Consider the following 26,952-nt stretch of genomic DNA (forward strand, 5'->3'; position numbering starts at 1 on the left):
TTACTACTAATTATCAAATTATCCTAAATTTTACGGTGCGTTACGCTCCGCTAACACACCCTACTAGAGCTGATAACTGAAATATTGCTATAGTGAAATTGATAGAGAAAAAAACCGAAATAAAATTATATCTAAATTACACAGAAAATCCTAGTTATTTTGCTCCCTATTTAAAACATCAAGGACGCACGATAGAAGAACAAATACGTCTGAATCAACCAGCAATGAATGGTTAAAAAAACAAATAGAAGAAAAAGTCACAGAAACTGAATTACAAATTAGACGAAAAAACTTATAAATATTAAAACAAATTATGGATAGTTTTCGACCATCAGGACACAAATTATATAGGTAAGAATGATAGTTTTTATTGACAGTGGTGTTTTAGGTTTACTATCATATCAAACGCGAAAAATTAGAACTTAAATAATGTCAATAATGGCTTTAATTCCTAAATGTTAAACATTTGATTCGTTTTATTAATGCTCAAAAATGGTTTGAGATTAGATATTAATATTATGTTCGGTTGAAGGGAGCTAGAGTCTAGTAGGGTGCGTTAATAAAATATAACGCACCCTACAAATTTTGCTATACTACTGTTAATATCATGTCAGGATAATTAGCAATCAAAAAAATAGCTATTCCTGATACTTTAAAACTTTTTCCTCTTCCCTCCTAACTTCTGACTACTGACTCCTGACTCCTGACTCCTAACCGAAAAATAATGAATCCGACTTTATCACAAAAGTTTATTCAATTAATTGCTGATTATACAGGTCTGCATATTCGAGAGCAAGATTATGACAATTTGTGTAATAAAATATTTTTGCGCATTAAATTACTAAAATTATCTTCTCCAGAACAATATTATCAACTTTTAGAAAGTCAAGATAAAACAAGTAAAGATGAATGGGAAAAATTCATAATATTGTTAACTGTAACTGAAACTTATTTCTTTCGAGACCAGGGACAGTTGGGATTACTCAAAAATGTTATTCTGCCAAAAATTATTAAGTCTAAAATAGCATCTAACGAAAAAAAAATAAAGATTTGGAGTGCAGGTTGTTCTACGGGAGAAGAAGCTTACTCTTTAGCAATTATGGTTCAAGAATTAATTCCTGACTGGCAAGAATGGAATATTTTAATTTTGGGAACAGATATTAATGAAGTAGTACTGGCGAAGGCAAAAGAAGGTGTTTATAGTCATTGGTCGTTTCGTTTAATAAATAAGCAAATACAAAATAAGTATTTTTATGAATTTCAGGGAGAATGGCAACTTGACGAACAAGTAAAAGAAATAGTTAAGTTTGAAAATATAAATTTGGTTCAAGATAATTTTCCTAATTATACTGATTTAATTTTATGTCGCAATGTCTTTATCTATTTTGAAGCAAAGCATATTTCATTAGTGATGAAAAAATTTTATAAATCTCTGAAAAAGGGAGGGTATTTGATAACTGCTCATGCGGAGTTATACGGTCAAGCAATTAGTCAATTTCAGGTTAAAATTTTTCCAGAATCTTTAGTTTATCAGCGTTCTGAAGACGGGGAATATGAAAATAACTTGGCTGATAGTTTGCCGATACTTGCAGAAAAGACGATACCTATAAAGAAAAGTTTGAAGTCTTCATTTACTAATTCAAGATATGAAAGCAAAATATCGAGTGATTCTGGTATTGGCAATGATACTAAAAAACAAATATTATTTGATTTAAACAGGAAAAATAATCAAAATCAAAAAGATGAAATAACCAGAGAAATTAATCAAAAAAATAGTAATCTGCAACTTAGTCAATCCGAGAATTTGTTGTTAGAAGCAGCAGAATTATTTGCAGCTAAAGCTTATACTGATGCTATTAAAAAAGCAGAAAAATTTCTTAGTCTAAATCCAAAAAATTTTAGGGTGTATAAGTTACTCGCTCAGTTGTATGCAAATATAGGTAAGTATGAGCCTGCTACTTTTTATTGTAATCAAGCAATAGAAATAAATGCTTCTTCAGTAGAGCCTTATTATTTGCTGGTTAATATAGCAGAAGAACAAGGGGATATAGAAGGGGCAAAAATTTTTTTAAAGCGAATAATTTATCTTCTCCCACAAGAGATACCTGCTTATATAGAACTTGGTTCACTATATGCAGCAGAAAAAAATATTATCCGGGCAAAAAAGATGAAAAATATAGCTTTAGAATTACTGAGAAAGTTACCTGCAAATTATCTTATAGAATATAAAGGAGGAATCAAAGTTTCTCAATTGATTGAGTATTTAGAAGCGGGGGCTTAAACAATAAATCGGGTTTATTGCTATGATTATTTTGATTATGAATGTCCTGGATAAACTTGGTTTATGCCTAGTCTAGAAAATTAATAAAAAACAAATATGGAAAATAAATCATATCTGATATTTTTACATAATAACTGTTTTTATGGAGTAGAAGCACTGTCAGTTAGAGAAATATTTTTATTACCAGAAGTAACGGCGATCGCGGAAATGCCAAACCCTATTATTGGTGTGATTAATCTTAGAGGAGATGTATTACCTGTAATGGATCTAAATCTTCGTTTTGGGTATCAGCAGCAAGAATATTCTTTGACAGATAGTTTGATTGTGATAGAGTGGGAGGAATCTACTATTGGTATTATTGTCAATCAAGTTTACGAAGTCAAAGATATTCCAGCAACAGAAATAACAACAGAAATATATAGTCAAGGAGAATTATCTAATCAGGGAGGTGATAGAAATCATAAATTACATTTGGTTACAGGTTTAGCTAAGTTGGAAGAAAAATTAATTACTTTATTATCTAGTAATAATCTTATTAGATATATGGAAGAAGTAGCTGAATTTTCTATAGATAATCAGGATAGTATAGGTGCTTTAGTTAAAGAAAATTCCTTAGAAAAAGCTGAATATCAAGAATATTCAAAATTAATATTTTGCCAAAATGCTACATCACAAGAAAGAGCTATCTTCCAAGAGCGAGCAAAAAATTTGAGATTAGAAACTCAAAGTCAAGATTTTAGTAACTTAATTCCACTAGCGGTAATTGGTTTAAATAAAGAATATTTTGCCATGAATTTAGCAATAGTACGGGAGTTTACTGATATTCACAAAGTTACTCCTATTCCTTGTACTCCTGAACATATTTTTGGTAATATTAATTTACGGGGTGAGATTGTCACTTTGTTGGATATTCGAGGTGTTTTAAATATGCCGATTCAGGCAATAGAAAGTAATAAAAATAAAGCACTAATATTTGAGGTAGATGATTTAGTAGCTGGTATTAGGGTAGATGAAGTATTTGATGTTATGTATCTTAATCCTTTAGATATTAAGTCAATTCCTACTGCAATTAATCATTCTCAAGCTCACAATGAATATTTATTAGGAACTGCTATTTATCGAGAAAAGATGATGAGTATTATAAATTTTCAGAAAATTCTTACATATAAAGGTTTAATTGTGGAACAAGAAGTTTAGCTTAGTCATAAATTATACCATTTCTCAAAAATTTTGAAACACGTATCTTGAGTACTATCCCTTACCCATAAGTTTTATAAGCATTGCAGGGTGGGGAGTGTGGGGAGTATGGAGAGATGGTTTAAGTAGCTAGTCAGAGTTGGCAAATGGTGAAATTGCCTTATTCAGTTTTAGTCACCTTTGTCCTAGATATGAGAAATGGCAGGTTTGTCTTCTCTTCCCTTCCCCCTCTTCCTCCTTTCCCCTATCCTGTAAGGAATTCGATCTTATCTGGGTAAAGCATAGATCTTGAGTATGGGAGAAAGATTGTTGTTGCGTTACCCTTACGGGAAGCAAGCTACCTCCCTCAACCGAACCTATACTTATTGCAACATTTTAGTTATGTCACGCCACTATGCCTGGATTTAATATTCCTTTTACAAACAGTCTCTTAAAGCCTCTCTTTTTAAGGAAAAAAAGCGCTCGCGTTAGCGAAGCGCCTGTGCAAGAGGCAGCGCCTGTGCAAGAGACAGCATTTCGTTAGGATGAGATAACGAGGTTTCTCGAAGTAAGCCATATCCAATCAACTAAGAAAAAAATAACAGGTGATTTTCTGATAATTCAATCAAGTACGGTTTTAAGCAGATGTAATTATCCATTAATGAACTACTTGCTTCAAATATTAAATTAATTATCTGGAGGTATTAAATATAAATATTTAATTGTGAAACAATAGTAGTAGTTAAATCAAAAATCAATAATTAACTAATTGAAAAAAAAAATTATGTGGGAAAAATTTAAATTTAAAAACATTTTATTGTTAGCATATACAATTCCCGTGGTTTTATTCCTAGGGCTAGCAGGAATAGTTTATGGGACTGCTAATAAAGTATTTGAGACTTTAAAAGAAGTTGAAAGAGTACAAGTTTTAGTTCTAGATACAAATAAGGTTACATTAAATGAAGAAAAAATGGTTAGTAGCCTTCGTGGTTATCTAGCTGTTCAAAAAGAAGTATTTATCGACGAATATAATGAAGCTTCAAAGTTATTAGATACAACTATTCAGTCTGTAAGAGCATCAATTGATGTTCCTGGGAATAAAAAAAATTTAGACAAAATGGAGCAGGTTAAAAATGATTTTCAATCTTTTGCTAATCAAGTTATAAAATTGGCAAAAGAGGGTAAGCAAACTGAGGCTGTAGCTTTATTTAATACTTTCCAAGGTCAACAATTACTTGATGAATTTGAAAGATTAAGTAATGAATTTGTGACTACAAAAAAAGAATTACTTAAAGCAGAAACAGAAGGAACTAAAAATAATTTAATTGTCTTGTTATGGTTACTAGGTATAGGTTCAATATTGTTGATAGTTATTGCAAGTATTATGGGAGTAACAATCACAACTAAGATTAGTGAAATAATTAATAATACAACTGAAAATATAGTAAATTTTTCTACAGAACTTTCTGCTACAATAACTCAGCAAGAACGTACTGCCGCTCAACAAGCTAGTTCTGTAAATGAAACTACTACAACTATGGAAGAATTAGGTGCTTCTTCTCAAGCAACAGCAGAACAAGCTGAAGCAGCAGCAGGAGCAGCAACACAAGCTTTAAGTTTAGCTGAAGAGGGAACAGAGGCGGTAGATACAAGTTTAGAAGGAATGGGTTCTTTAAGTGAAAAAGTAGAGGCGATCGCTCAACAAATTACTCGTTTAAGTGAACAAACAAATCAAATTGGTAATATTTCTCAGCTTGTTGGTGACTTGGCTAATCAAACTAATATGTTAGCTTTAAATGCAGCAGTAGAAGCTGTTCGTGCTGGAGAACATGGTAAAGGTTTTGGTGTTGTTGCTAGTGAAATTCGTAAATTAGCAGATGAAAGTAGAAAGTCTGCGGAAAAAATCTATACATTAGTTGCTGATATTCAAACATCAATTAATTCTACAGTTATGGCAACAGAAGCAGGTACAAAAAATGTAGAATTAGGAGTAAAAATTGCTCAACAAACAGCCACAACTTTTAATGGTGTTAAAGATTCAATTAATAATGTTGTTTTAAATAATCAGCAAATTTCTCTTAATATTAAACAGCAAGCGATCGCTATTAAGCAAGTAGTAGATGCGATGAATGAGTTGAATACAGGGGCGCAAGAAACAGCGAGTGGTTTAGGGCAAATTCAACAAGGGATTCAAAAACTTAATGAAGTTAGTACAGATTTAAAGTCTATTGTATGAATTAGAATGAAGTTAGTACAGATTTAAAGTCTATTGTATGAATTAGGGAGTAGGGGAGAATGGAGAATTGATAATTGATAATGAAATATTTTTTTTAATCTCTAATTTTCTATCTAACTCTCTAATGCTCTAATTATCTATTATCCATTCTAAATTTCCCAAAAATAATGCTATACTTCCTCAAGACTTCAGTTATTAAGTAATAAGTAAGATTCAGTAATTTTTTTAATGATTCGTTTCCTAAGAGCAAAGATATTTTATAGCAATTACCAAAAGTAATGTTATACTTAGGTGGATCTTCAATTATTAAGTTGTTTAGACAGGTAGAATAACTTTTTTAAAATTACTGAATGGTTAATGTCAATTATTCTTATTTTTACTTCTCCCGCACTCCCCTACTCAATAAAATGTAGAAAAGTTTTTGATAAATGGTATTATTCTTACTCCCTACTACCTGTACCAAAAATGAAATTAACAAAAAAAAATTACTATATTTTTTTTGTAATCTCCAGCTTGATTTTATCATGTATAGCAGTTGATTCTATCTATTAAATCGACAGTAAAAGTTACCTAGGAAGGAAGCAAAACTACTGTTAAAAGTTAAAAAATTGCTCAGGAAATGGGCGAGATATTTGGTGGGGTAAAGGAGGTAGCAAATGAAGGTGCATTGAGTAGTCAACAAATTGCTTTAATAGTTCAACAACAAGCTGGAGCTATTCAACAAGTGCTTGGAGGTATTAATACTCTTAACATTGCGGCTCAACAAACAAAAACTGGTATTTATCAGACAAAAATTGGGACAAAAAAACTGAGTGAAACAGCTATAAAATTAAATGGTGAGGTTTAATTTACGGAAATTAGCTTTTCAGCAAATAATAAGTTATTTTACTCACTATTTTTAATGTACTGATTAATTATACAAAGGACTGTATTTTATTACAAATTATTATTTTTTTATTAGATACTGAATGTATCAGTAAATCTAAGAAAGTTAATAGGGTGTAGGGAATAGGACTGGAGACAAGAACAGAACTACTGGCAATTCAGTTAATATTTCTAGAATCATTGACTAAAATATAGTTAATTCTCAAATAGTCAAGACTTTTGCTATTCTCTATACACCATAAATGTAAATTAATCTCATCACCTCAAGCCTACATATTTTATTTACAAACACTATCGATATAATTAAAAAATTAAGTTAAGAGTAAAAGCTATTATGATGTTCAAATTTGCTCAGATTAGGTATTGGATTTTTGCTGGATATTTACTCCCAGTTATTATGTCAGTTATATCAGGAGTAATTATATCAAATCATGTGCAAGAAGCTATAGAATATGCAAAAAAATTAACAACCTCTTTTACAATTAGAGAAAACTTGGGGGACCTAGAAATTCAAGTTCAAGGAATGTCATCAAATATTAGAGGGTACTTAATTCAAAAAAATACAGATTCTTTGAAAAGATACAATAAAGCAAAAACTAGGTATAAAACTCTCGCTAATAATTTAGACTTATTAATTACAGATGAACAACACAAGGAGATATTTGAGGAAATTAATGAATTAACAACAAAGCTAATTTTATATCACCAGGAGTTAATTAATTTAATTGATGCTAATCAAGTAGAAGCAGCAATTCAAAAGTGGAGAATTGGAGTAGGTCGAGATTTATCCGATCAAATATCAGACCAATTAGATGCTTTTATAAAAATAGAACAAGAGATTGTTCAAACCTCAGAAAAACAGCAAGAGGAAGACTTAAGAGAATTAGCTAATATAGTTTGGATTAATACAGCTATATCTCTATTTGCAGTCTTGGGAATTGGTATTTTCATTATTTCAATAATAGTTAAAAAGATTAATCAGCAAGCTAATGCTATTGCTTCAGCAGTAACTCAAATTGCCATAACAATAGAAGAACAAGAAAAATTAGCAATACAGCAAGGGACTTCAGTTAATCAAACTACAACCAGTATAGATGAATTAGCTGCTTCTTCCCGTCAATCTGCAGAACAAGCTCAAGCTGCATCTACTGGAGCTAATCAGGTATTAGTATTAGCAAGTAGGGATCAAAATACAAAACAGCATAGTTTAAAAGATAAAATTGGTAAAATTAAGTCTCAAATTATGCGTTTAAGTGAACATTTGAGTCAAATTTCTACTGTTACAAATATTGTTAGTGATTTAGCTAATCAGACTAATATGTTAGCCCTAAATGCTTCAGTTGAAGCAGTCCGTGCTGGAGAACATGGAAAAGGTTTTGGGGTTGTTGCTTTGGAGATTAGAAAATTAGCTGATAAAAGTAGAAAGTCAGCAGAAAAAATTAACTCTTTAATTATAGATATTCAGAATGCTACAACTTCTACTGTAATAGTAACTGAAGAAGGTACACAAGCTGTAGAAAATATTGTAGAAGCTATTAATGATGTTGCTGTAAATATTCAACAAATTTCTTTGAATGCTCAACAGCAAGCAACTGCTATTCAGCAGATAGGTCAAGCAATGAATAATCTGAATAAAGCAGCACAAGAAACTACTGGTGGTATTTCTCAAACTAAAATTGGTACTCAACAACTTAATCAAACTGCTTTGTCTCTGAGAGATATGATTTAATAAGTCAAAAGTCAAAATTTAAAATTTAAAATTTATACTGCTTTTCACTTTAATAGCATATATAATTTCAGCATAATTATCTTCTATCTTAAAGTCATAATTTATGTATTCTATCTTGATAAAAACCGCTATAAATAATGGTAAGCAAGGGAAAAAAATACTTTTAAAGTAGATTTAAGCCAACGATTTTTAGTAATTAGGTGACTATATTTTTACTCCTTAACTGACTTCTGTTTATGACCAATGCTCAAGGAAAACCTGATAAATACTTAATTATTTTCCTTATTAAATTTAATTAATTTTAATCACGGCTAAAAATGATTAATAAATTTATTCAAAAAATACAGTATCAAATTCTTATTATTCTGATTCTAAGTACAATTGTTCCAGTATCTATAGTAGGGTTATATGGTATTCATACAACTACAAATGCCCTGCAAAATTTAGCATTAACTAACCTTAACAAAAAAATAAATGATAGTTCAGAACATCTAGTTAGCTATTTAGATAATATTAGTTATGATATTTCATTCCTCAGTAAAGTTCCTCCCATCGAAGGAATTGTGAGAGCTAGAAACAACAAGGGAATTGACCCAAAAGATAATTCTACTTATGATCTTTGGGTAGAACGACTCAGTGTAATATTTACGGCATTTATGGAAGCAAAACCATACTATATGCAGTTACGTTATTTGGATGAAAATGGCAATGAAATGGTACGAGTGGACTCTGATGGATTGACTATCAAAACTATTCCTAAAGAGCAATTACAAAATAAAGCACAGAGAGAATATTTTACAGAAACTATGGAACTAAGTTTAGGTAAAATTTACGTCTCCCAGATAAATCTTAATCGAGAAAGGGGAGAAATTGAAATTCCTTATAAACCAACAATTAGATATGCAACTCCTATATTTTCAACAGATGGAAAACGTCAAGGAATTATTATTGGTAACTTGCTAGTTGACCGTATTTTTGCACAAGTCAAACAAGATAATCAAGATAATTTTGGTACGGATTTTATCCTGAATCAAGATGGTTACTATTTATATCATCCAGATCCTCAAAGAGAATGGGGTTTTGAATTAGATACAGACGAAAAAATTCAAAAATATTATTCAGAAGTAGCAGCTAATCAAATTTTCTCTGGCGGTCAAAATGATATTGTTGATGGTGTAGATAGTGTGATTACTTATAACACTATTTTTTTAGGAGAAAGCAATGCTAATAATTTTTTAGTTATAGTCTATGATTTACCGAAAAAAATTGTATTTGCTGCCGTACATAAATTTAAAATTATAGCCCTAATAATTATATTTTTATCCATGATAACTTTTTTATCTATTGGATGGTTGACTATAATGAACATAGCTCAAATAGTCAGAAATTTGATTAATAATGTCTCGAATTTTTCCCATAAAATACTGTCTACAATGAATCAACAAGAAAAGATTACATTTGAACAGTCATTAGTTGCTAATGAAACTAATAATAATATTACTACTTTAGGTAAAACTTCTCAAGAAATATCTCAACAAGCAGAATCAGTTGCAATAGCAGCAAGTAAAGCTTTAACTTTAGCTGAAGAAGGAAGTAAAATGGTAGAAAAAACTTTTTCACAAATGCATAATTTGAGAGAAACTGTTGATAATATTACTCAGCAAAATCAGGAACTTGATGAACAAACAAGTCAAATTGGTAATATTTCTACTTTGGCAAATTTAGTAAGTTCTTTAGCAATGCAGACTAATATTTTAGCCCTAAATGCTGCAGTAGAAGCTGTACGAGCTGGAGAACAAGGTACTGGATTTGCTGTTGTAGCTAAAGAAATTCGGAAATTAGCAGATAAAAGTTCTGAAGCTGCAAAAAGAATTAATCTTATTGTGCCAAAAATTCAAACAGCAATTAATTCCAATATTAAGGTGACAAACGAGGGAAAAAAAACATTAGATGCTACTGTGAAAACAGCACGATTCACAGCAAAAACCTTTCAAAAATTAACACGAGTTGTTTCTGATTTATTTGCTAGTAATCAGCAAATTTATCATAATACTGAACAACAAGCAGTTGCTATTCAAAAAGTAATCCAATCTATGAATAATCTTAACTATGTTGCTGCTGAAACAGCTCAGGGTATTTCCGAAGTTACAACTAGCACTCAAGAACTTTATGAAGCAGCTCTTAAACTTAAAACTATAGTTTAATAGGGAATAGGGAATAGAAATTTTTTTTCTGGCTGATTAAACCGACATAATATTAGTTAAAATATCTATAGTAATCCTAAATGATTTGTGAGATAAAGCTGTAGGGGTTTGGTTTCTAAATCCCATTTATGGACTTGTTTTGGAGACCAAACCCCTACGATAAAATCTTATAAGTGCTTGTGCAAAATTAATTACACATTTTATTATAGATCTCCAATCTTATCCATAAATTATCAATTATTAGGAGAGGTTTTAAACCGAATTGATGAATTATCAATTATCCATTATCAATTATCCATTAGTAATATCTACCTTAAACTTTGACTTTTAACTTAAATTATTAAGGAGTAAATTATGATAGAAGATGCTGAACTTCGGGAAGTATTTCAAACTGCTAGCGAAGAACATCTCGAAAAACTTGATGAAGGTTTCTTATATTTAGAAAAACATCCAGAGGACTTAGAAAAATTAGAACAACTGCTACGAGAAGCTCATAGTTTAAAAGGGGATGCTGGAATGTTAGGAGTTAAAGATGTATCCCAAATTGCTCATCAAATAGAACATTTATTAGGAGAAATTAAACGAGGAGAAAAAGTTATATCTCCAGAAACTAGCGATCGCCTTTCAGTTGGATTAGATGCTATTCGTAAACTTATACAGGAGGAAGTTACAGGAAAAAAATCAGGTATAAATACTGTTTATATACTAGCAAATTTGATGGGTGCTAAAAATCTTAATACCCAATCACAAGAGGAAAATAAAACATATTTAACGTCTGAAGAAAGCACTTCTATTAATTCTCCTATAGAAGAGCAAAAAGTCAATAAAAATGATTTATCATCCCCAACTCCAGAACCCAAAACAACAGAAGAAAATATTCCAGTAAATAACATTAATGAACCTACTCCTACTTATACAGAAAAACCAACTTATGTATCACCTTTATCTCTTACTAAAACTGAGTTAAATAAAAGTAGTGTCACCATTGAATCTTCCTATACCTCATCAACTTCTTATCATATTGAAACAGTCCGCGTACCTACCCGCAACCTAGATTCATTGATGACTCAAACAGGGGAATTAACAGTAACCCAAATTCGACTTGCTCACCGACTAGCGGAAATTGAAGAAATTACAAATTTGTGGGAAGAATGGAGCCGAGATATATTTAAAAATCGCTTTGTTATCCATGATATGAATGTTAGTAATAGAACTACTATTAATGATTACTCCATCAAACAATTAGAAAGCTATCATCATCGATCAGAAGAACAGCTAGAAAAGCTAGGATTATTAATTAATAATCTCAGAAATTATATCCATGAAGACGTTGCTAAACTTGACTTAATTACTAATGAAATAGAAAGCGGAGTTCGCACTCTGCGCATGCTACCTTTATCTACTATTTTTAATATGTTTCCCAGGGTTGTTAGAGATTTAGCAAGACAAGAAAGTAAGAAAGTAGAACTAATAATTGAAGGTGGTAATACCAAAGCAGATAAGCGGATTATTGAACAGATGAAAGATCCTTTAATGCACATAATTCGTAATGCTGTGGATCATGGAATTGAAACACCTACAGAACGTAAAAAATTGGGGAAATCAGAAGTTGCTACAATCAAATTAAGAGCATATAATACTGCCAATAATGTAATAATTGAAGTGATAGATGACGGGCAAGGTCTAGATATTGAGCAAATTAAAAAAAAAGCAATAAAACAGGATATTTGTAGTGAATCTGAATTAGCTTATATGACACAAAAACAAATTCAATCTCTAATTTTTACCCCTGGATTTTCTACAAAAAAATTTGTTACTGAAGTTTCTGGTAGAGGTATAGGTTTAGATGTAGTTAAGACAAATATAGAAGAACTAAAAGGAACTATTTCAATCGAATCTCAACCAAGAAAAGGATGTTATATTAGAGTAGTATTAAGCACCTCTATCGCCACAATCAATGTATTAATTGTAGCCATTGAAAAGACGTATTATGCTTTGCCAGTTGAGTATGTTAAAACAACTTTAATGGTTTGTATAGCATCAATTTTTACAATTGAAGGTAGAGATACTATTATTTTTGATAATGAGCCAGTATCAGTTGCTCGACTAGCAGATTTACTAGAAATCTCAGTTAGTCATCACGAAAAAATTGCTGATGACCAGGAAAAACCTTGTATTATTTTAAAAGTAGGAAATGAACAATTAGGACTGTTTATTGATACTTTAATTGATGCACAAGATGTCGTGCTTAAACCTCAAAGTAAATTATTGAAACGGGTGAGAAATATTGCTGGTGCAACTATTCTTGGTAGTGGTGATGTTTGTATGGTTTTAAATCCCCAAGATTTGCTCAAGTCGGCGCGGAAATTATCTACATCTGTTCCAAGTTTCAATTTGATCGAACAATCAGATAATCAAGAAGTTGAGATAGTTAATAAAAAATATTTAATATTATTAGCAGAAGATTCTATTTCTACCAGAACCCAAGAGAAGAGAATTCTTGAAAGTGCTGGTTATGAAGTTATTACTGCAGTTGATGGATTGGATGCTTTTAATAAACTACAAACTCGTTCGTTTGATGCAGTAGTTTCTGATATACAAATGCCTAATCTAGATGGTTTGAGTTTAACTGCTAAAATCAGGGAAAATAAAAATTATAGTGAATTGCCCATTATTTTAGTAACATCTTTATCTTCTAATGAAGATAAACAAAAAGGTGCAGAAGTGGGAGCCAATGCTTACATTACTAAAGATAGTTTTAATCAAGAAGTTCTTTTAGAAACTTTAAAAAGGTTGGTTTAATTGTAAGCATTCAGCCGTCAGCTATAAGCTATCAGCTATCAGGTAGGAGTTATTAACTCATTATTTTGAAAGGAGGAATTAGGAATAACCATGCCTACCTAACATTTTTATTAATATGATTTTAATCAAGCGATCATAATAAAAAAATGAGGTTCATACTACCATTTAAAGAATTGAGAATTGAGAATTAAGAATTGAGAATTACCTCTCCTTGAAAAGAAGAGGATTGACGAACAGGAAAATTTTGATTTATTATCCCCTATCCAAGGGGAGGCTTTAAACCACAATATTTCGGTAAAATTTTTTTGTCAATCTCCTTTTTTCAGTTATCAGTTATCATCGGCATGGATTTTTAAAGCTCCTTTTCAACAATTAATAGTTAAAGAATTCAACTCATTAATTATTAATTATTAATTATTAAGCTCCCTATACTATATTTTTCAACTGCTCTGCAGCTTTCTTTAAATTATCCGTACCTGTGCGCGTTTGACCAATTCCCAATGCCGTTTCCTTTGCTCCTTGATTAATACTATCCATCACTTCTACTACTTGTTGAATAGCATTAGCTTGCTGTTGAATATTTAAAGAAATTTGTTGATTATTAATAACTACATTGTTTACCGACTTAGTTATTCTAGCAAAAGCTTCAGTTGTTCTATCCGTTATTTCTATCCCTAATTCAACTGTTTTAGTTCCTTCTTCAGTTACTAACACTGTTGAATAAATTAAGTCTTGAATTTCCTCCACTAAAAGTCTAATTTTTTCAGCAGATGATTTACTTTGTGCTGCTAATTTCTTAATTTCAGCAGCAACAATGGAAAAACCTTGACTATTCTCTCCCCCACGCACCGCTTCCACCTTTGCATTCAAAGCTAATATATTTGTTTGATTTGCTAAATCTCCCACCATCTGAGAAATTTGGCTAATTTGATTAGCTTGCTCCCTTAATCTCAAAATTTGATGGGCGATCGCCTCGACTTTTACTTTTAAATTATTCATAGCATCAAATGTTTCCTTGACAGTACGGTTTCCTTTTTCTGCAGCTTCTAGAGTTAATTTGGCAGTATTATTAGCTGCATTTGCTTGTTCGGAAGACTGACGAGAAAATGACCCCAACTCATCCATAGTTGTAGTAGTAGTATTAACAGAATTAGCTTGCAAAGAAGCGGTACGTTCCTGTTGTTCGACTGCAGCAGCAATTTCATTAGCAGAAGTAGCAATTAAATTAGCCACAGCATTAATAGGTTGAATGGCAATTTTATTAATCATAAATATGATAACTAGACTTACTATTACAACTATCATAAAACTACTCCACGAAACAGTTATTGCTAACTGATAAGCCTTTTCTTCTTGTTCTTTTCTTTCGTTCAGGAGTTGGTCTTCTACTGCTATCATCTCATCAATTTTTTGCCTAATTTCATCCATTATCTCCTTACCTAGACCAGATAGCACTAATTCTCTTAATTTTTCTTCTTCACCAGCTCTTTTTAATTTGATAGTTTGTTTTAACTCTGATATTTTAGACTCTGCTAAATCTGCAACTTGAGCCAATCTTTTTAGTTGCTCAGGATTATCAGATATTTCAGTTTTAAGTTCCTCGAAATTATCATCAATTGTTTCTTGAGCCAAATTATATGGTTCGAGGAAGTTTTCTTGGCCAGAATAAATAAATCCCCGTTGTCCTGTTTCTGCATCAACTAAAGTTTTTTCTAATCCTTTTAATAAACCTTTAACTTGATAGGTATGAGCAACCCATTCAGCAGATTCTTCTAAAGTACGAATACTACTTTGGGAAAGAATATTACTAATTCCAAATGTACCAATAATTACGACCGCTCCTACAGGTAAAACTTCTCTAATATTCATTTATCTATCCTGTCTTTGTTTTCTCTGGAACTACTTGATTAATTCAGTACTATTATTCATATAATAAGCAAATTACGGAAATATAGTGTTTCTGAAATTCGTCAGATACAGTTATCTTTATTGTCTTTTTATTCCCTGTTTCCTCAAACAAACGAATTTTGTATTTCGCCAGTATGGGAATTGCTATATTGTCTAATAATTATGATTAATACATATTTTATAAAAGTAATTAAATTGTACTATAACAAGATAAAAGGGTGTTTTTTAGCAAGGGATGATCGACAGTATACTCGAATATATTCAAAACCATTTTCAAGCAACACAGCATCCAGGTAAGACTTAGACAAAAACACTATATATCCCAGATTAATGTGGTATAATTGATGGGATAAATATTTTTTGCTTGTTTTCTATCGTCCGACTCATCTTCTCCTACTGCTTAAAAGCATCAATATATTAGTAGGAAACTACTGTAAAATCAAACTACTATAAATAATTATCCTGGAAATGACAAAGAAAATAAAAGTCATTAAAGTATTAGTTGTTGATGATTCGCCAATAGCTTTAATAGTTCTAAAAAGAATTTTTGCTACTTCTCCAGAAATTGAAGTTGTAGGCACAGCTAAAAATGGTTTAGAAGCACTAAAATTAATTCCTCAAGTACAGCCAGATGTAATTTGTACCGATTTACACATGGCATCTATGAATGGATTAGAATTTACGAGGGAAGTTATGCATAAATATGCACGACCAATTTTAGTTATTAGTAGTTCTGTTCAAGAGCATGATACCCAGAATGTTTTTCAACTTTTAGAAGCAGGAGCTGTTGATGTTTTTCCTAAACCACAAACTGGATTTACTTCAGATTATGATGCAATTAAGCAGGAATTAATTAACAAGATTAAAATTCTTTCTGGAGTTAAAGTTTTTACTCGCCACTATCATCATATAAATACAGTAAATCGGGAATATAGACAACAATTATTTGTCCGAAATATACAGCATAAGCTAGCAAAAAGTCCTAGTGTTTCTGCACCCCAAACTATACCTAAATATCCTAGATTATCAAAAATTATTAAAATCTTAGCAATTGGAGCCTCTACAGGTGGGCCTCAAGCTTTAAAGACTATTCTTAATAATTTACCTTCTACTTTTCCTATACCTATAATTTGTGTTCAGCATATTAGTAATGGTTTTTTAAACGGTTTAGTAAATTGGTTGGCTAATGAATGTAAACTACCAATAAAAATTGCTATCTCAGGAGAATTACCAGAAGCAGGAGCAATCTACTTTCCACCAGAAGATCATCATTTAGAATTAGATAATAGAGGTAAATTTTTCTGTTCAAAAACACCAGCAATTGGAGGACATCGCCCTTCAATTACCGTCACCTTTAATTCAGTCGCTAATTTTTATGGCTCCTCTGCTACAGGTGTTTTACTGACTGGAATGGGTAGAGATGGAGCAGATGGAATGCAGGCGATCGCTCAAGCAGGTGGCTTGACAATTGCCCAAGATGAAGCTAGTTCTATAATATTTGGTATGCCTAAAGAAGCTATTGCTTTAGGAGCTGCCCAATATATTTTGTCAATCAATGATATTAGTCATAAGTTACTAAATTATATTGGCAAAAGCAGATATAACTGAAGTCATACCGTTTCACTGAAGTCAAAATTTAGAAGTTATATTTGATCGACTAAAAACTTTTACAAGACAATAGTTTCAGGCAATTATTTAACATTTAAAGTTTGAAACTATTTGTGATATTTTTAAAGTGAATTGGTATCATATCAAGTCCGGTAGCATCAGTATTGTAAGTAAGGGTAAGGAAGAAGGAAGAAGTAAGAAGGAAGAAGGCTTAAAAGCTGGAAAAAACTTAAATTTCCTGTACATATTCACCCTAACTTTTACACAAACGATACCAGCGGACATGATATCAGAAGTCATAAATTAAATTCGCAGCACGGATTATATTTGAGAATATTTGTCCTAGTAATGGTGACTGCTATAAATTCCAACTTTAATACTAATAATTAATTTTGAGATAACTAGATTAACTGCTTCTGTTAACTAAAAAAATATCAATATTAACTCCCTAGTTATTAATATAAACTCAAAAAAATAGTTGTGTATGTTTTTTACTTCTACATTAATTACCAATTGATAATTGATAATTAATCAATATTGATAATAAAAGATAGTTTTGATTATCTATTATCAAATATCGATTAATAAGATTTCTTTAAATTGAATTCCGTTACGGTTTTAACTAGAGGTAATTATCCATTAATGAAACCAGATTCCAGGTTAATGTGGTACGATTAATATAATAAATATTTTTTGTCTGTTATATCAAATCCGCTTAATTCGGTATAAAAAAAATTTTCATCTTCATTCAAGAGCAAATGTTTCTAAATTCCCTTTCCTCCTGACTCCTGACTCCTGACTCCTAGATTAACTATCTAATTACACCGATACTACCGGATTTGATATTACCCATCTGCCTAAAACCACAAATATATGTACTTCATCAACTAGAAAACTGCTGTATGTTTTCCCCTCTTAATTTTTGTTTATGCTTACTGAATATTAATTTAAAAAATGACTAATTAGCTGATTTAACTTTTCTTCATCAAAAGGTTTAGTCAGATATTCTGTAGCACCAGCTAAATATCCTTGAACTTTATCAAAAGAACTATCTCTTGCTGTTAACATAATAATTGGTAAAGTTTTAAATTGAGGAATAGTGCGTACTGTACGACATAGTTCCAAACCATCTATACCAGGCATCGAAACATCTAGTAACAGAACTGCTACTTGCTCATGATAAATCATTGACAAGGCATCCACAGCATTATCCGCTATTAACACCCTATATTTTTGACCCAAAACTTTTTTGATAATCCCATGCATAATTTTACTATCATCAACTGCCAAGATAGTCTTTTTTATACTTTCAGTTTCTGACATATTCTTACCTAAACTTAGTCCCCCTTTGTCCATGAGTCAACACCTTAACTATATCTGCTTTATTCTAAAAAAATCATAGGTATTAATTTACTCCTTTATAACTACAAATAAGCTATAAGCTTAGTTTGTAGTTAAGCAATTTTAGTTTATGCTATGATCCCATAATAAAGCAAGATAGTTTGATAAATTTTAAAGTTGTTAATATATTCAAGATTATATTCTAAAATAATAGGGCACTACCTAATTATTGAATCATAAAGAATAAAAGTTTAAACAAGGAAGGTCACTAGAATGGAAGTAAAATCATTATATCAGCTATTAGCTACTCAAACTTCCTTTGTAGAAATGGCAGAGTTAGCAGCACATATAGCTGAAACTCCAATTGCATTCATTAGCTTTAGAGATGATAAGTACTTTTGGTTAAAATCTCAAACAGGTATTAATAATAAAAATAATGGATACCTAAATTTTGTAGAAGTAATTCTAAGTTCCTTAGAAAAAAACAAAACTCAATCACAGGAAAAAGAAGCAACATTTTTAATTATACCCGATACATTAGCAGATGAAAGAATAGCAAATCATAGCTTAGTATTATCAGAACCAAAAATCAGGTTTTATGTGGGAATTCCGATTAATATTAATGGTCAACAGATCGGTATTTTATCATTGATGGATTATGTATCCAGAAGCTTAACAAAGAAATGTCAAAAACCATTACAAAAACTAGCTATTCATATTAGTAACCAAGTAGAATTACAAAGAAAGCTATATAATTTTAGTGGAAAGTTTATTGAACTACAAAGAATAGTTAACGCCCATCCAGAAGAAAAAACACTACTTCTGCTAGAAAGAGCGATAGCTGCTAGCAACAATGGCATAGTTATTACTGACAATAGCCATTCAAATAATCCAATTATTTACTGTAACCCTGCCTTTGAAAAAATTACAGGCTATTCAAGTAAAGAAATATTCGGCAAAAACTGTAGATTTTTACAAGGTGCTGACACCGATCCTGTAGCATTATCTCAAATTCGCCAAGCCATAAAGTCAGAAACAAATTGCTTTGTAGTCGTAAAAAATTACCGCAAAGATCGTACTCCCTTTTGGAATGAATTAGCAATATCTCCAGTCAGAGATAATGATGGTTGCGTGAGCCACTTTATTGGTATCCAAACAGATATCACCCAAAAAAAACAAGCAGAAGAAACACTGCGAGACAGTGAAGCACGTTATCGACTCCTTACTAATCATTCAACTGACCTAATTTCTAGGCAAACCTCAGAAGGTATATATTTGTTTGCTTCTGCTGCCTGTCGTTATCTTATTGGATACGAACCAGATGAATTAGTGGGAAACTGTATCTACGATCTATTTCATCCAGAAGACCGGAAATTATCTCAAATTAATATCTCTCAACAACCGGAAGGAGATACCTTCACTCACCGACTGCGCCATAAAAACGGCTCTTATATCTGGTTTGAAACCACTTGTCAAAAAATTCAAGACCCAGAAACAGGAAAAGTTATAGAATTAGTAGCAGTTTCACGAGACATCACAGAACGCAAACGTGCAGAAGCAGCTTTGCTAGAGCGAGCGCGTTTATCCTCCCTAGAAGCTGAAGTAGGAGTAGCTCTGGGAGCAGGGAGTTCCCTGAATAATATTCTCCAACATTGTGTTAAAGCGATCGTGGCAGAATTAGATGTTATTGGTTCAGGAATTTGGACTATTAATACTCAAACGAGTCAACTAGAATTACAAGCATTATTCGGTAACAACTTAAAAGTAGACATAGAAAATCAACAGAAATTACTGACCCCAAAAAGCATCTTAACTTCTGAAATTCTCAACTCAGAAGTTAACTCCAATAACGAACACCAAATACTGACAAATGATTTTACTATATTGACCTCAGATAGTCGAGTTGTTGGGGTAATGTGTATATGGAGTCATAACACTCTTACAGAGTCAGCCAGAGACGTACTTACTTGGGTGGCCAGCGCGATCGCTACTGCTATAGATCGAGTGAGAACTCAAGAACAACTATTAAGTAACCGAGAAGCTTTACTATTTCGCCTCGCCAGTCAAATTAGAGATTCCCTAGACATTGACAAGATATTAGAAACTGCAGTTACAGAAATTAGAAACCTCCTACAAATTGACCAATGTTTCTTCATTTGGTGCTTATCTAGTCAAATTACTACCATTGCCATTACCCATGAAGCTTCTAACCCCAAAATATTCGTTCAAACCCCAGAATATCCCAGCGAACAAATAACAATTTTATCAGATAAAATTCGGAATCGTGAAATTTTACAACTTGACAATACAGAAACAATCAATCACAATCAGCTTAAACAAATGCAGCAATATCTGCAAGATTTGGGAGTGAAATCTACATTATTGCTACCATTGCAAACTCGTTCCGGTCAAATGGGGGGAGTTATCTGTAACCAGTATAATAGTCATCGACCTTGGAAAGATAGTGAAGTAGAATTACTCCAAGCAGTAGTAGACCAATTAGCGATCGCCATTGACCAAGCAGAACTTTATGCTCAAACCCGTGCAGCAGCTTTAGCAGCGCAAACCCAAGCACATCATCTCAGTGAAGCTTTAAAGAACTTAAAGCAAAAAGAAGCTCAGTTAATCCAACAAGAAAAAATGTCATCTCTTGGTCAAACAGTAGCAGGGGTTGCCCATGAAATTAATAATCCTGTAAATTTTATTCATGGCAATATCACCTACGCTAAAGATTATATACGAGACATTCTCGAACTGTTAAGCCTTTATCAAAACTATTATCCAGATCCTGTAGCAGAAATTGAGAATAAAACTGAAGATATAGAGTTAGACTTTTTACTGGAAGACTTACCCAAAATTATCTCTTCAATGGAAATGGGTACTGAACGTATTCGTCAAATAGTTCTATCATTAAGAAACTTTTCCCGTTTAGACGAAGCAGAGAAAAAAGTAGTAGATATCCATGAAGGTATTGATAGTACCTTGCTCATTTTAGATAACCGGATTAGGTCAAAGGGGAAAGATTCTGGGATTGAGATTATCAAAGAGTATGGTGATTTGCCAAAAGTAGAGTGCTATCCAGGACAACTCAACCAAGTTTTTATGAATATTATTGGTAATTCCATCGATGCCCTTGAAGGTAAAGTGGAACCAAAGACTATTAAAATTACTACCTACCTAGATTCTGAAGAAGCAGAAGCAACAGATGGTCAAGATGAAAATCAAAATCTATCCACGTCGGATATCAAATATGCTCTTATATCCGTTACAGATAATGGTCCAGGAATGACAGAAAATTTAATTAATCGAGTTTTTGATCCATTCTTTACCACTAAGCCAGTCGGAAAGGGAACAGGTCTTGGCCTTTCCATTAGCTACCAAATTATAGTTGAGAAACATAGTGGTATCTTGAAATGCACTTCCCAATCAGGAGAAGGCACTGAATTTATGATTAAAATCCCCATCAAAGCACCGAAAGCTCTCAAATCAATCATTTAAACTGTTTTAGTCTATTTCTCTGTTTAGTTCCACAACAATCACCATTACTAGCGTGGACATTATTAAACTCTCAGATTTACTTACAGCAATAAATAATTTAACTTCTGACTTCAGATCTACCTGCCATCAAATTTAAGTCCATAACTCCTTCACCATCAAAACTTCAAAATTATGAAAAAAACCCTTGACAAATTCCCAGATATAGGTGCTATTATATTAAATGTTGACGAGATGGGGCGTCGCCAAGCGGTAAGGCAGCTGGTTTTGGTCCAGCCATTCGGAGGTTCGAATCCTTCCGCCCCAGTTAAACTAGATTAACTAAATAAATCCAATAAATCTGTATCTTAGCCTTGCTTAAATAATCGAAATAGCTCTTAGCTTTAAAAAATCATTGCCATATGATGGGAGTTGAAATTCCCCATCAATATAAACCATTAATCTGGGCTGGTAGAAAAAGTGCGAGCTTTTCTGTCCCTAGAGCTACAAAAAGTTAGTATTCTGGTCATAAAAATCAAGGGACAAATATATCCGGCTATCTCTGATAAATTCCCCTAACTCCTAACTCCACCCTCTACCCATAAGATTTATTGAGCAAACCCTAATTGGAACAAGATAGTGGGATACCTATACCCTCAATTTTTTAGCTGAAAGCTAATAGCTTGTTAATTTCTCAGATTTATCTTAACTGTTTGGGTTCTACTCTCATCAGCTTACCTTCATTGTCTGTACGATAAACCCATTCATCTTTACCATCAGACAAGACAAGACGCCAACCTTCTACTAATCTTTGGCCACAAAGCTCATCATTTTTTGGTAACCCCAAACAAGTATTTGGCCAAGTTTCTTGAGTAACTTCACTTAGTTTGATTGTTTCAGGGGCAATACCTATTTGACTACCTAAATCTTGGCGAACAACATCAACTATATCATTAGGGATTTTTTCAGTTTGATTAGCAAATTTTTCTGCCTCGTCAGAAATTGGTTTACTGAACTTTTTGAGATCATCAAAATCCTTATTAATAGAGTTCTGCTTCACAGCAAGTATGTGATTTAGAGATTTATTAGTTAGGAAAAAAGGTTGAGATATTTCTGTCTGAGATTCAACCTTAGTCTCTGTTGCAGATTTGAAGAGATTAGCAAACTTATCAGCTTTAGAAGTACTTTTGCCATTTGTCTCTACTTGGGGAGATTGAAGAACTTTTACAGCAGCAATTGCTGTTTCCGTGAGATTTGGATATGCTTCAGCAGCTAAGATTCCAGTTAAAATTAATGCTAATAAAAAAGGATGAGGTGATTTTTGATTAACTCGCTCCTTTCCATCGAGTTCATAATTTTTAGAGTTAGATTTCATAGTTCATATCCTTCGATTATTTATAGGTTTACTTATGCGTATTAGTTAGATGAGATATTATTCTGGAGCTATGGAATTCGATCTAGGTGGTTTATACGATTGAGATACTAAGTTGAAGTTGGATTTTTTTATGCTTACAGAAATTAATCTATAAATAATTTATTTCTATGGTTTGCTAGGTTATGCTGAGTTAGAACATTAACAAAGCTAAATGTTTTAACTCTTTGTCGATCACAATAGGGAAAGAATCGTAAAATAAACATGATTAGTTAACTCAAGTTATGTATTTCTACTTCATCTTTCAGCACTAAAACGGACTTTATTTCTATCTCATGGTCTTATTAGTAGCAGATATTACAAAAAATGTATCTAAATAAAATAGACTTGAAAAAGTTCAGTTAGTTCCATCACAAAATCCTCAAAACTACTCTTTCTTAACTTCTATTTGACTTGGTATGTTTTCCGGAAATTAAATATTTTCTCAAAGCTTAAGAGTCATGAGAATTGACTGAAAAATTTTCAGCAAAATTGCTTAATCAGAGAAAATACCAACAACTACCAACCAGATGCTACAGTGCCAAACTGAGCGAATCCAGAATTTTTACGGAAAAATTAAATTTGTAATTTAATCATAATTTAGAAGTTTTTAATGATCTAGAAAAAGATTTTTTTGGCAATAGATAAACAGTAAGTAAGTACAAAAAATTATTTAGACTATCACCAATTTAGCAAAAGAAGCTCTATATTAAAATATAGCCAGAGGACTCTTGTTAAATTGGAATAGGGATTAACTCCAAGATACGGGGTTTAAATTATAGATCCGGGGATATAGCAGTTCTCATATTAATGAAGTACAGTATTTTTATCTCTTTCCTATTCTCTTTTCCCTATTCCCTGTTAGCTTTTACCTCTCTTGATGCCCATTCCCTTGGGTTTGTCGCCGATATAAGGTCGCATAGCTGTTCCCTAAAATCCAAAACTTATGTATCTTATACCAATTACCATATATTAATACTATACTTAGGTGAGACTTCAATTATTAAATAATTAACAGCGAATTTTTAACTTTTTTGATAATTACAATTAGCGTTAATGTTAATTATTCAGTTCTCCTGCATAGTAATGGTGAGAATATATATTTCCCCACCCACTTCCCACACTTCCCACACCTCATTAGGAATACTCAGAGAGATTAGCATTTCAAGCTAGTTAATCAACTTTACAACTTATCAAACAAGATTCTTGTTAATCTATTAACTAAATTTTCTAGTAATATCAAGCCTGAAAACAGAATATTACAAATAGTAAGAATGATTTACAGACTTTAAATCATTTGAAATCCTGTTATACAGTTATCGAAAAATTACCTTTATCTTGTCCATACTTTCGTGAAAACACTCTTAAATAATTCCATCATCAAATCTTCAGTATTCTAACTTCTGACCCGGTTCTCCCGACTTCTCAATCATACAATAACTAATTACCAAGATTTGAAATGAAATATTACCTTATATTTATTATCAACAGAAGTTAGAGAATTTACAAAAGTTGAAAATAATTATACATCAGCTAAGAAAAATAGTCAGAGATTAAAATTAATTAATCCTCAAGTTTGACAACAGACATGAAAAAAATTCGATAGAACATTCTCTAAGATCAAAGCTAAAGGTTGTGAAAGTCCTAAATGCAATAAAAATATGACGAGCTTTGTCTTTTCAAGAATGTTAAAAAATTGCTTGGGTTGTGGTTAAATAAAATTACCTCAATTAGGATAAATAAAAATTAGGACTGTATCTAGGGGGTACAACTCATACCGTTTCACGGAAGTCATCAGTCAGAAGTTAGAAGTCATAAGTTAGGTTTTATCAACTAAAAACTTTGACAATACAATAGTTTTAGGCAATTATTTGAAATTTAAAGTTTGAAACTATTTGTGACATCCTTAAAGTGAATTAGTATCAACTTGTTTGACTTGGTTATAGTTATATGTTAATGAAGCAATAATCCCCAATTATAATCTCTAATTTAACGGCCGGAATGTCAAAACGTAGATGTTAATAATCAGAAAAGAGATTAATCTTATGGACCCATTACTGGAAGGTGGAGCTGCTATACAACAGCGTGATTACACTTTAATAATTGACAAAAGTAACGATATGTACATATCTGGCTCTCCCACAGGTAGAAGACCATGGGATTTAATGCAAGACTCCATCATCAGATTAGCCAGTGAATGTGAGAAGCTAGATTTAGATGGACTAACTGTTTACCTATTCTCTGACTATTTTAAACGATATGACCAAGTAACATCCACCGATTTAGCTCAAATTTTCCTGGAAAATCAACCATCGGGCAAAACTAATTTAGCAGATGCTCTTAAGGATGCGATTGATAATTATTTTGAGCGACGTGCTCTGAAGATAGCAAAACCTAATGGGGAAACTATTTTAGTTGTTACAGCAGGTGAAATAGAAGAACGTGAGCGAGTCAAACAGATTATTATCTCTGCTGCTAATAATTTACAGCAAGATGAAGAGTTAGGTATTTCACTTATTCAGGTAGGAAATAAACCTGAAGTCACTAATTTTTTTAAATTATTAGATAATGAATTACAAACAATAGGTGCTAAATTTGACATTTGCAATACTGTTACTATCGCCGATCTTGAAAACATGAATTTAACTGATGTTTTAATTAATGCTATTTTTGGTTAAGATAATTTATAATAATTAGCTTATTGCATATCACCCGGAACGCTTTTTATTTCACTCATTAAGAATTTAAAGGCTGATTAATATACCTTGTTTAATATCAAAAAAACTAGATATTTTCTCTTGCTAATTAATCACATTTGACGTAGAAATTTCAAATATTGAAATTTATATAGCAATCCTAAATTGATTGTAATAATTTTATAATAGTTAATCTTCACTAAAAACCTGGGAAATTCTGACTCCTGTACTTCGCCAATCCAACGGCTCCCCTAACTGACTCCTAAATGCCACTAAAATATTACAAATTAAATAGGATTGCTATATTGAAAAATTTTGTGGTGAAATCCGAAACCATAAATTCCGTCCCAGCGCTTTGAAGTATAACTTGACTGGAAACTGGTAATAATCAATTACAATATTAACTATAATAGCCAAATGAGATAGAAAAGTTAAACCTGTCCAAACAATCGGTAGCCAACATAAAGGAGTACCTGGTATTGGAGGAAAAAAGTAAGCACTTAATCCTATTAATGTAGTTGGTAATAATACAAATCCAACTGCTAATAACTTGATTACCCAACTCCATTCTACTTGAGGATGATCGGCTTTCCATTTTTTACCATTCCACCTCCAACTTAAAGGAGACGAACTATCTGCCATTTTTAATGATTGCTTTACCAGATCGGCAGTAAAAATATGGTTACAAAAGTTACAAGAAAAAGCATCCATTAAAGTAATTGCTGAAATATGACCATGATAGCAAACAGGACAAGTGTAAACTTCTTCAATACTCAAATTTTTATTGACATTATCGCAATTAGACATAGACTTTGAAAGTGAAGAAAAACAACTATATAGGTTGAATTTTAAACAGTAATCTCTCAACTTATCTAGGGTCTGTGATAATTCTTAACTTTTATCTAATTAAGTAAAAATTAAACTTATATAAACTATATGCTTTAAATAGTTTTAACTCTCGTCAATTCCAGATAAATTAATTTTAGTTTTACCTGAAATAGCAATGCTTGGTGCAGTTTTTTATAAAATATTTATAGTATTAGGAAATAGGGCATGATATTTTCAGATTTTTCATCTATTTTAGTATTTTTTAGCAATAAATAATTAATTATTAGATTTAGTTTACCCAATTATTAATTATTAATTATTAATAATTAAATAATTATGGTTTAAAGCCTCCCCTTGGATAGGGGAAAAAGCG

Annotated in this window: 15 protein-coding genes and 1 tRNA gene; 12 read left to right on the forward strand and 4 right to left on the reverse strand. The window is 31.8% G+C overall.

Going from position 1 to position 26,952, the window contains the following annotated elements; all coding sequences use genetic code 11:
* Nucleotides 1–98 precede the first annotated feature (98 nt).
* The 8 genes from ACP6PL_RS03685 to ACP6PL_RS03720 all read left to right on the forward strand — a co-directional run bounded on the left by ACP6PL_RS03685 (nt 99) and on the right by ACP6PL_RS03720 (nt 13,313).
* A complete protein-coding gene (locus ACP6PL_RS03685) occupies nt 99–236 on the forward strand; it encodes a hypothetical protein (protein WP_426542664.1) in 138 nt (45 codons plus the stop codon).
* Between the two features lie 488 nt (nt 237–724).
* A complete protein-coding gene (locus ACP6PL_RS03690) occupies nt 725–2,281 on the forward strand; it encodes a CheR family methyltransferase (RefSeq protein ID WP_426542666.1) in 1,557 nt (518 codons plus the stop codon).
* Between the two features lie 96 nt (nt 2,282–2,377).
* Nucleotides 2,378–3,478: a chemotaxis protein CheW gene (locus tag ACP6PL_RS03695; RefSeq protein WP_426542668.1), complete on the forward strand. Its 1,101-nt coding sequence runs from the start codon at nt 2,378–2,380 to the stop codon at nt 3,476–3,478.
* Between the two features lie 763 nt (nt 3,479–4,241).
* Nucleotides 4,242–5,693, forward strand: coding sequence for a methyl-accepting chemotaxis protein (locus tag ACP6PL_RS03700; protein ID WP_426542670.1), 1,452 nt, complete (start codon nt 4,242–4,244; stop codon nt 5,691–5,693).
* A gap of 619 nt (nt 5,694–6,312) precedes the next feature.
* Nucleotides 6,313–6,540: a hypothetical protein gene (locus ACP6PL_RS03705; protein ID WP_426542672.1), complete on the forward strand. Its 228-nt coding sequence runs from the start codon at nt 6,313–6,315 to the stop codon at nt 6,538–6,540.
* 372 nt (nt 6,541–6,912) lie between these two features.
* Nucleotides 6,913–8,307 (forward strand): methyl-accepting chemotaxis protein, encoded by a 1,395-nt coding sequence (locus ACP6PL_RS03710; RefSeq protein ID WP_426542674.1) that lies wholly within the window; start codon nt 6,913–6,915, stop codon nt 8,305–8,307.
* A 317-nt stretch (nt 8,308–8,624) separates the two neighbouring features.
* Complete coding sequence (locus ACP6PL_RS03715) at nt 8,625–10,511, forward strand: methyl-accepting chemotaxis protein (protein ID WP_426542676.1); 1,887 nt, start codon at nt 8,625–8,627, stop codon at nt 10,509–10,511.
* A gap of 354 nt (nt 10,512–10,865) precedes the next feature.
* Nucleotides 10,866–13,313: a hybrid sensor histidine kinase/response regulator gene (locus ACP6PL_RS03720; protein WP_426542678.1), complete on the forward strand. Its 2,448-nt coding sequence runs from the start codon at nt 10,866–10,868 to the stop codon at nt 13,311–13,313.
* Nucleotides 13,314–13,739: 426 nt separating this feature from the next.
* Here ACP6PL_RS03720 and ACP6PL_RS03725 read toward each other — a convergent pair whose 3' ends face one another.
* A complete protein-coding gene (locus ACP6PL_RS03725; RefSeq protein WP_426542680.1) occupies nt 13,740–15,182 on the reverse strand; it encodes a CHASE3 domain-containing protein in 1,443 nt (480 codons plus the stop codon).
* 507 nt (nt 15,183–15,689) lie between these two features.
* Here ACP6PL_RS03725 and cheB point away from each other — a divergent pair.
* Complete coding sequence (cheB, locus tag ACP6PL_RS03730; protein ID WP_426542682.1) at nt 15,690–16,829, forward strand: chemotaxis-specific protein-glutamate methyltransferase CheB; 1,140 nt, start codon at nt 15,690–15,692, stop codon at nt 16,827–16,829.
* Between the two features lie 942 nt (nt 16,830–17,771).
* Here the strand turns inward: cheB and ACP6PL_RS03735 are convergent.
* A complete protein-coding gene (locus ACP6PL_RS03735; RefSeq protein WP_426542684.1) occupies nt 17,772–18,152 on the reverse strand; it encodes a response regulator in 381 nt (126 codons plus the stop codon).
* Between the two features lie 291 nt (nt 18,153–18,443).
* Between ACP6PL_RS03735 and ACP6PL_RS03740 the strand changes: the two genes are divergently transcribed.
* Together ACP6PL_RS03740 and ACP6PL_RS03745 are read left to right on the forward strand one after the other, a co-directional pair.
* Entirely contained in the window at nt 18,444–21,668 is a 3,225-nt protein-coding gene (locus ACP6PL_RS03740) for a PAS domain S-box protein (RefSeq protein ID WP_426542686.1), read from the forward strand.
* Between the two features lie 232 nt (nt 21,669–21,900).
* Nucleotides 21,901–21,972 (forward strand) — tRNA-Gln (locus ACP6PL_RS03745).
* Between the two features lie 372 nt (nt 21,973–22,344).
* On the opposite strand, the gene ACP6PL_RS03750 is transcribed toward ACP6PL_RS03745, so the two are convergent.
* Nucleotides 22,345–23,019: a hypothetical protein gene (locus ACP6PL_RS03750; protein ID WP_426542688.1), complete on the reverse strand. Its 675-nt coding sequence runs from the start codon at nt 23,017–23,019 to the stop codon at nt 22,345–22,347.
* 2,081 nt (nt 23,020–25,100) lie between these two features.
* Here ACP6PL_RS03750 and ACP6PL_RS03755 point away from each other — a divergent pair.
* Nucleotides 25,101–25,733 carry a VWA domain-containing protein gene (locus tag ACP6PL_RS03755; RefSeq protein WP_426542690.1) on the forward strand — a complete coding sequence of 211 codons (633 nt, stop codon included), beginning with the start codon at nt 25,101–25,103 and terminating at the stop codon, nt 25,731–25,733.
* A gap of 318 nt (nt 25,734–26,051) precedes the next feature.
* On the opposite strand, the gene ACP6PL_RS03760 is transcribed toward ACP6PL_RS03755, so the two are convergent.
* Nucleotides 26,052–26,558: a hypothetical protein gene (locus tag ACP6PL_RS03760; protein ID WP_426542692.1), complete on the reverse strand. Its 507-nt coding sequence runs from the start codon at nt 26,556–26,558 to the stop codon at nt 26,052–26,054.
* Nucleotides 26,559–26,952: the final 394 nt, after the last annotated feature.

The organism is Dapis purpurea BLCC-M126 (genome assembly GCF_050015975.1).
Lineage (GTDB): Bacteria > Cyanobacteriota > Cyanobacteriia > Cyanobacteriales > Microcoleaceae > Trichodesmium.

Coding starts and splice junctions, on each gene's coding strand:
- ACP6PL_RS03690 (WP_426542666.1), top strand. CDS start 725: ATGAATCCGACTTTATCACAAAAGTTTATTCAATTAATTGCTGATTAT.
- ACP6PL_RS03695 (WP_426542668.1), top strand. CDS start 2,378: ATGGAAAATAAATCATATCTGATATTTTTACATAATAACTGTTTTTAT.
- ACP6PL_RS03700 (WP_426542670.1), top strand. CDS start 4,242: ATGTGGGAAAAATTTAAATTTAAAAACATTTTATTGTTAGCATATACA.
- ACP6PL_RS03705 (WP_426542672.1), top strand. CDS start 6,313: ATGGGCGAGATATTTGGTGGGGTAAAGGAGGTAGCAAATGAAGGTGCA.
- ACP6PL_RS03710 (WP_426542674.1), top strand. CDS start 6,913: ATGATGTTCAAATTTGCTCAGATTAGGTATTGGATTTTTGCTGGATAT.
- ACP6PL_RS03715 (WP_426542676.1), top strand. CDS start 8,625: ATGATTAATAAATTTATTCAAAAAATACAGTATCAAATTCTTATTATT.
- ACP6PL_RS03720 (WP_426542678.1), top strand. CDS start 10,866: ATGATAGAAGATGCTGAACTTCGGGAAGTATTTCAAACTGCTAGCGAA.
- ACP6PL_RS03725 (WP_426542680.1), bottom strand. CDS start 15,182: ATGAATATTAGAGAAGTTTTACCTGTAGGAGCGGTCGTAATTATTGGT.
- cheB (WP_426542682.1), top strand. CDS start 15,690: ATGACAAAGAAAATAAAAGTCATTAAAGTATTAGTTGTTGATGATTCG.
- ACP6PL_RS03735 (WP_426542684.1), bottom strand. CDS start 18,152: ATGTCAGAAACTGAAAGTATAAAAAAGACTATCTTGGCAGTTGATGAT.
- ACP6PL_RS03740 (WP_426542686.1), top strand. CDS start 18,444: ATGGAAGTAAAATCATTATATCAGCTATTAGCTACTCAAACTTCCTTT.
- ACP6PL_RS03750 (WP_426542688.1), bottom strand. CDS start 23,019: ATGAAATCTAACTCTAAAAATTATGAACTCGATGGAAAGGAGCGAGTT.
- ACP6PL_RS03755 (WP_426542690.1), top strand. CDS start 25,101: ATGGACCCATTACTGGAAGGTGGAGCTGCTATACAACAGCGTGATTAC.
- ACP6PL_RS03760 (WP_426542692.1), bottom strand. CDS start 26,558: ATGTCTAATTGCGATAATGTCAATAAAAATTTGAGTATTGAAGAAGTT.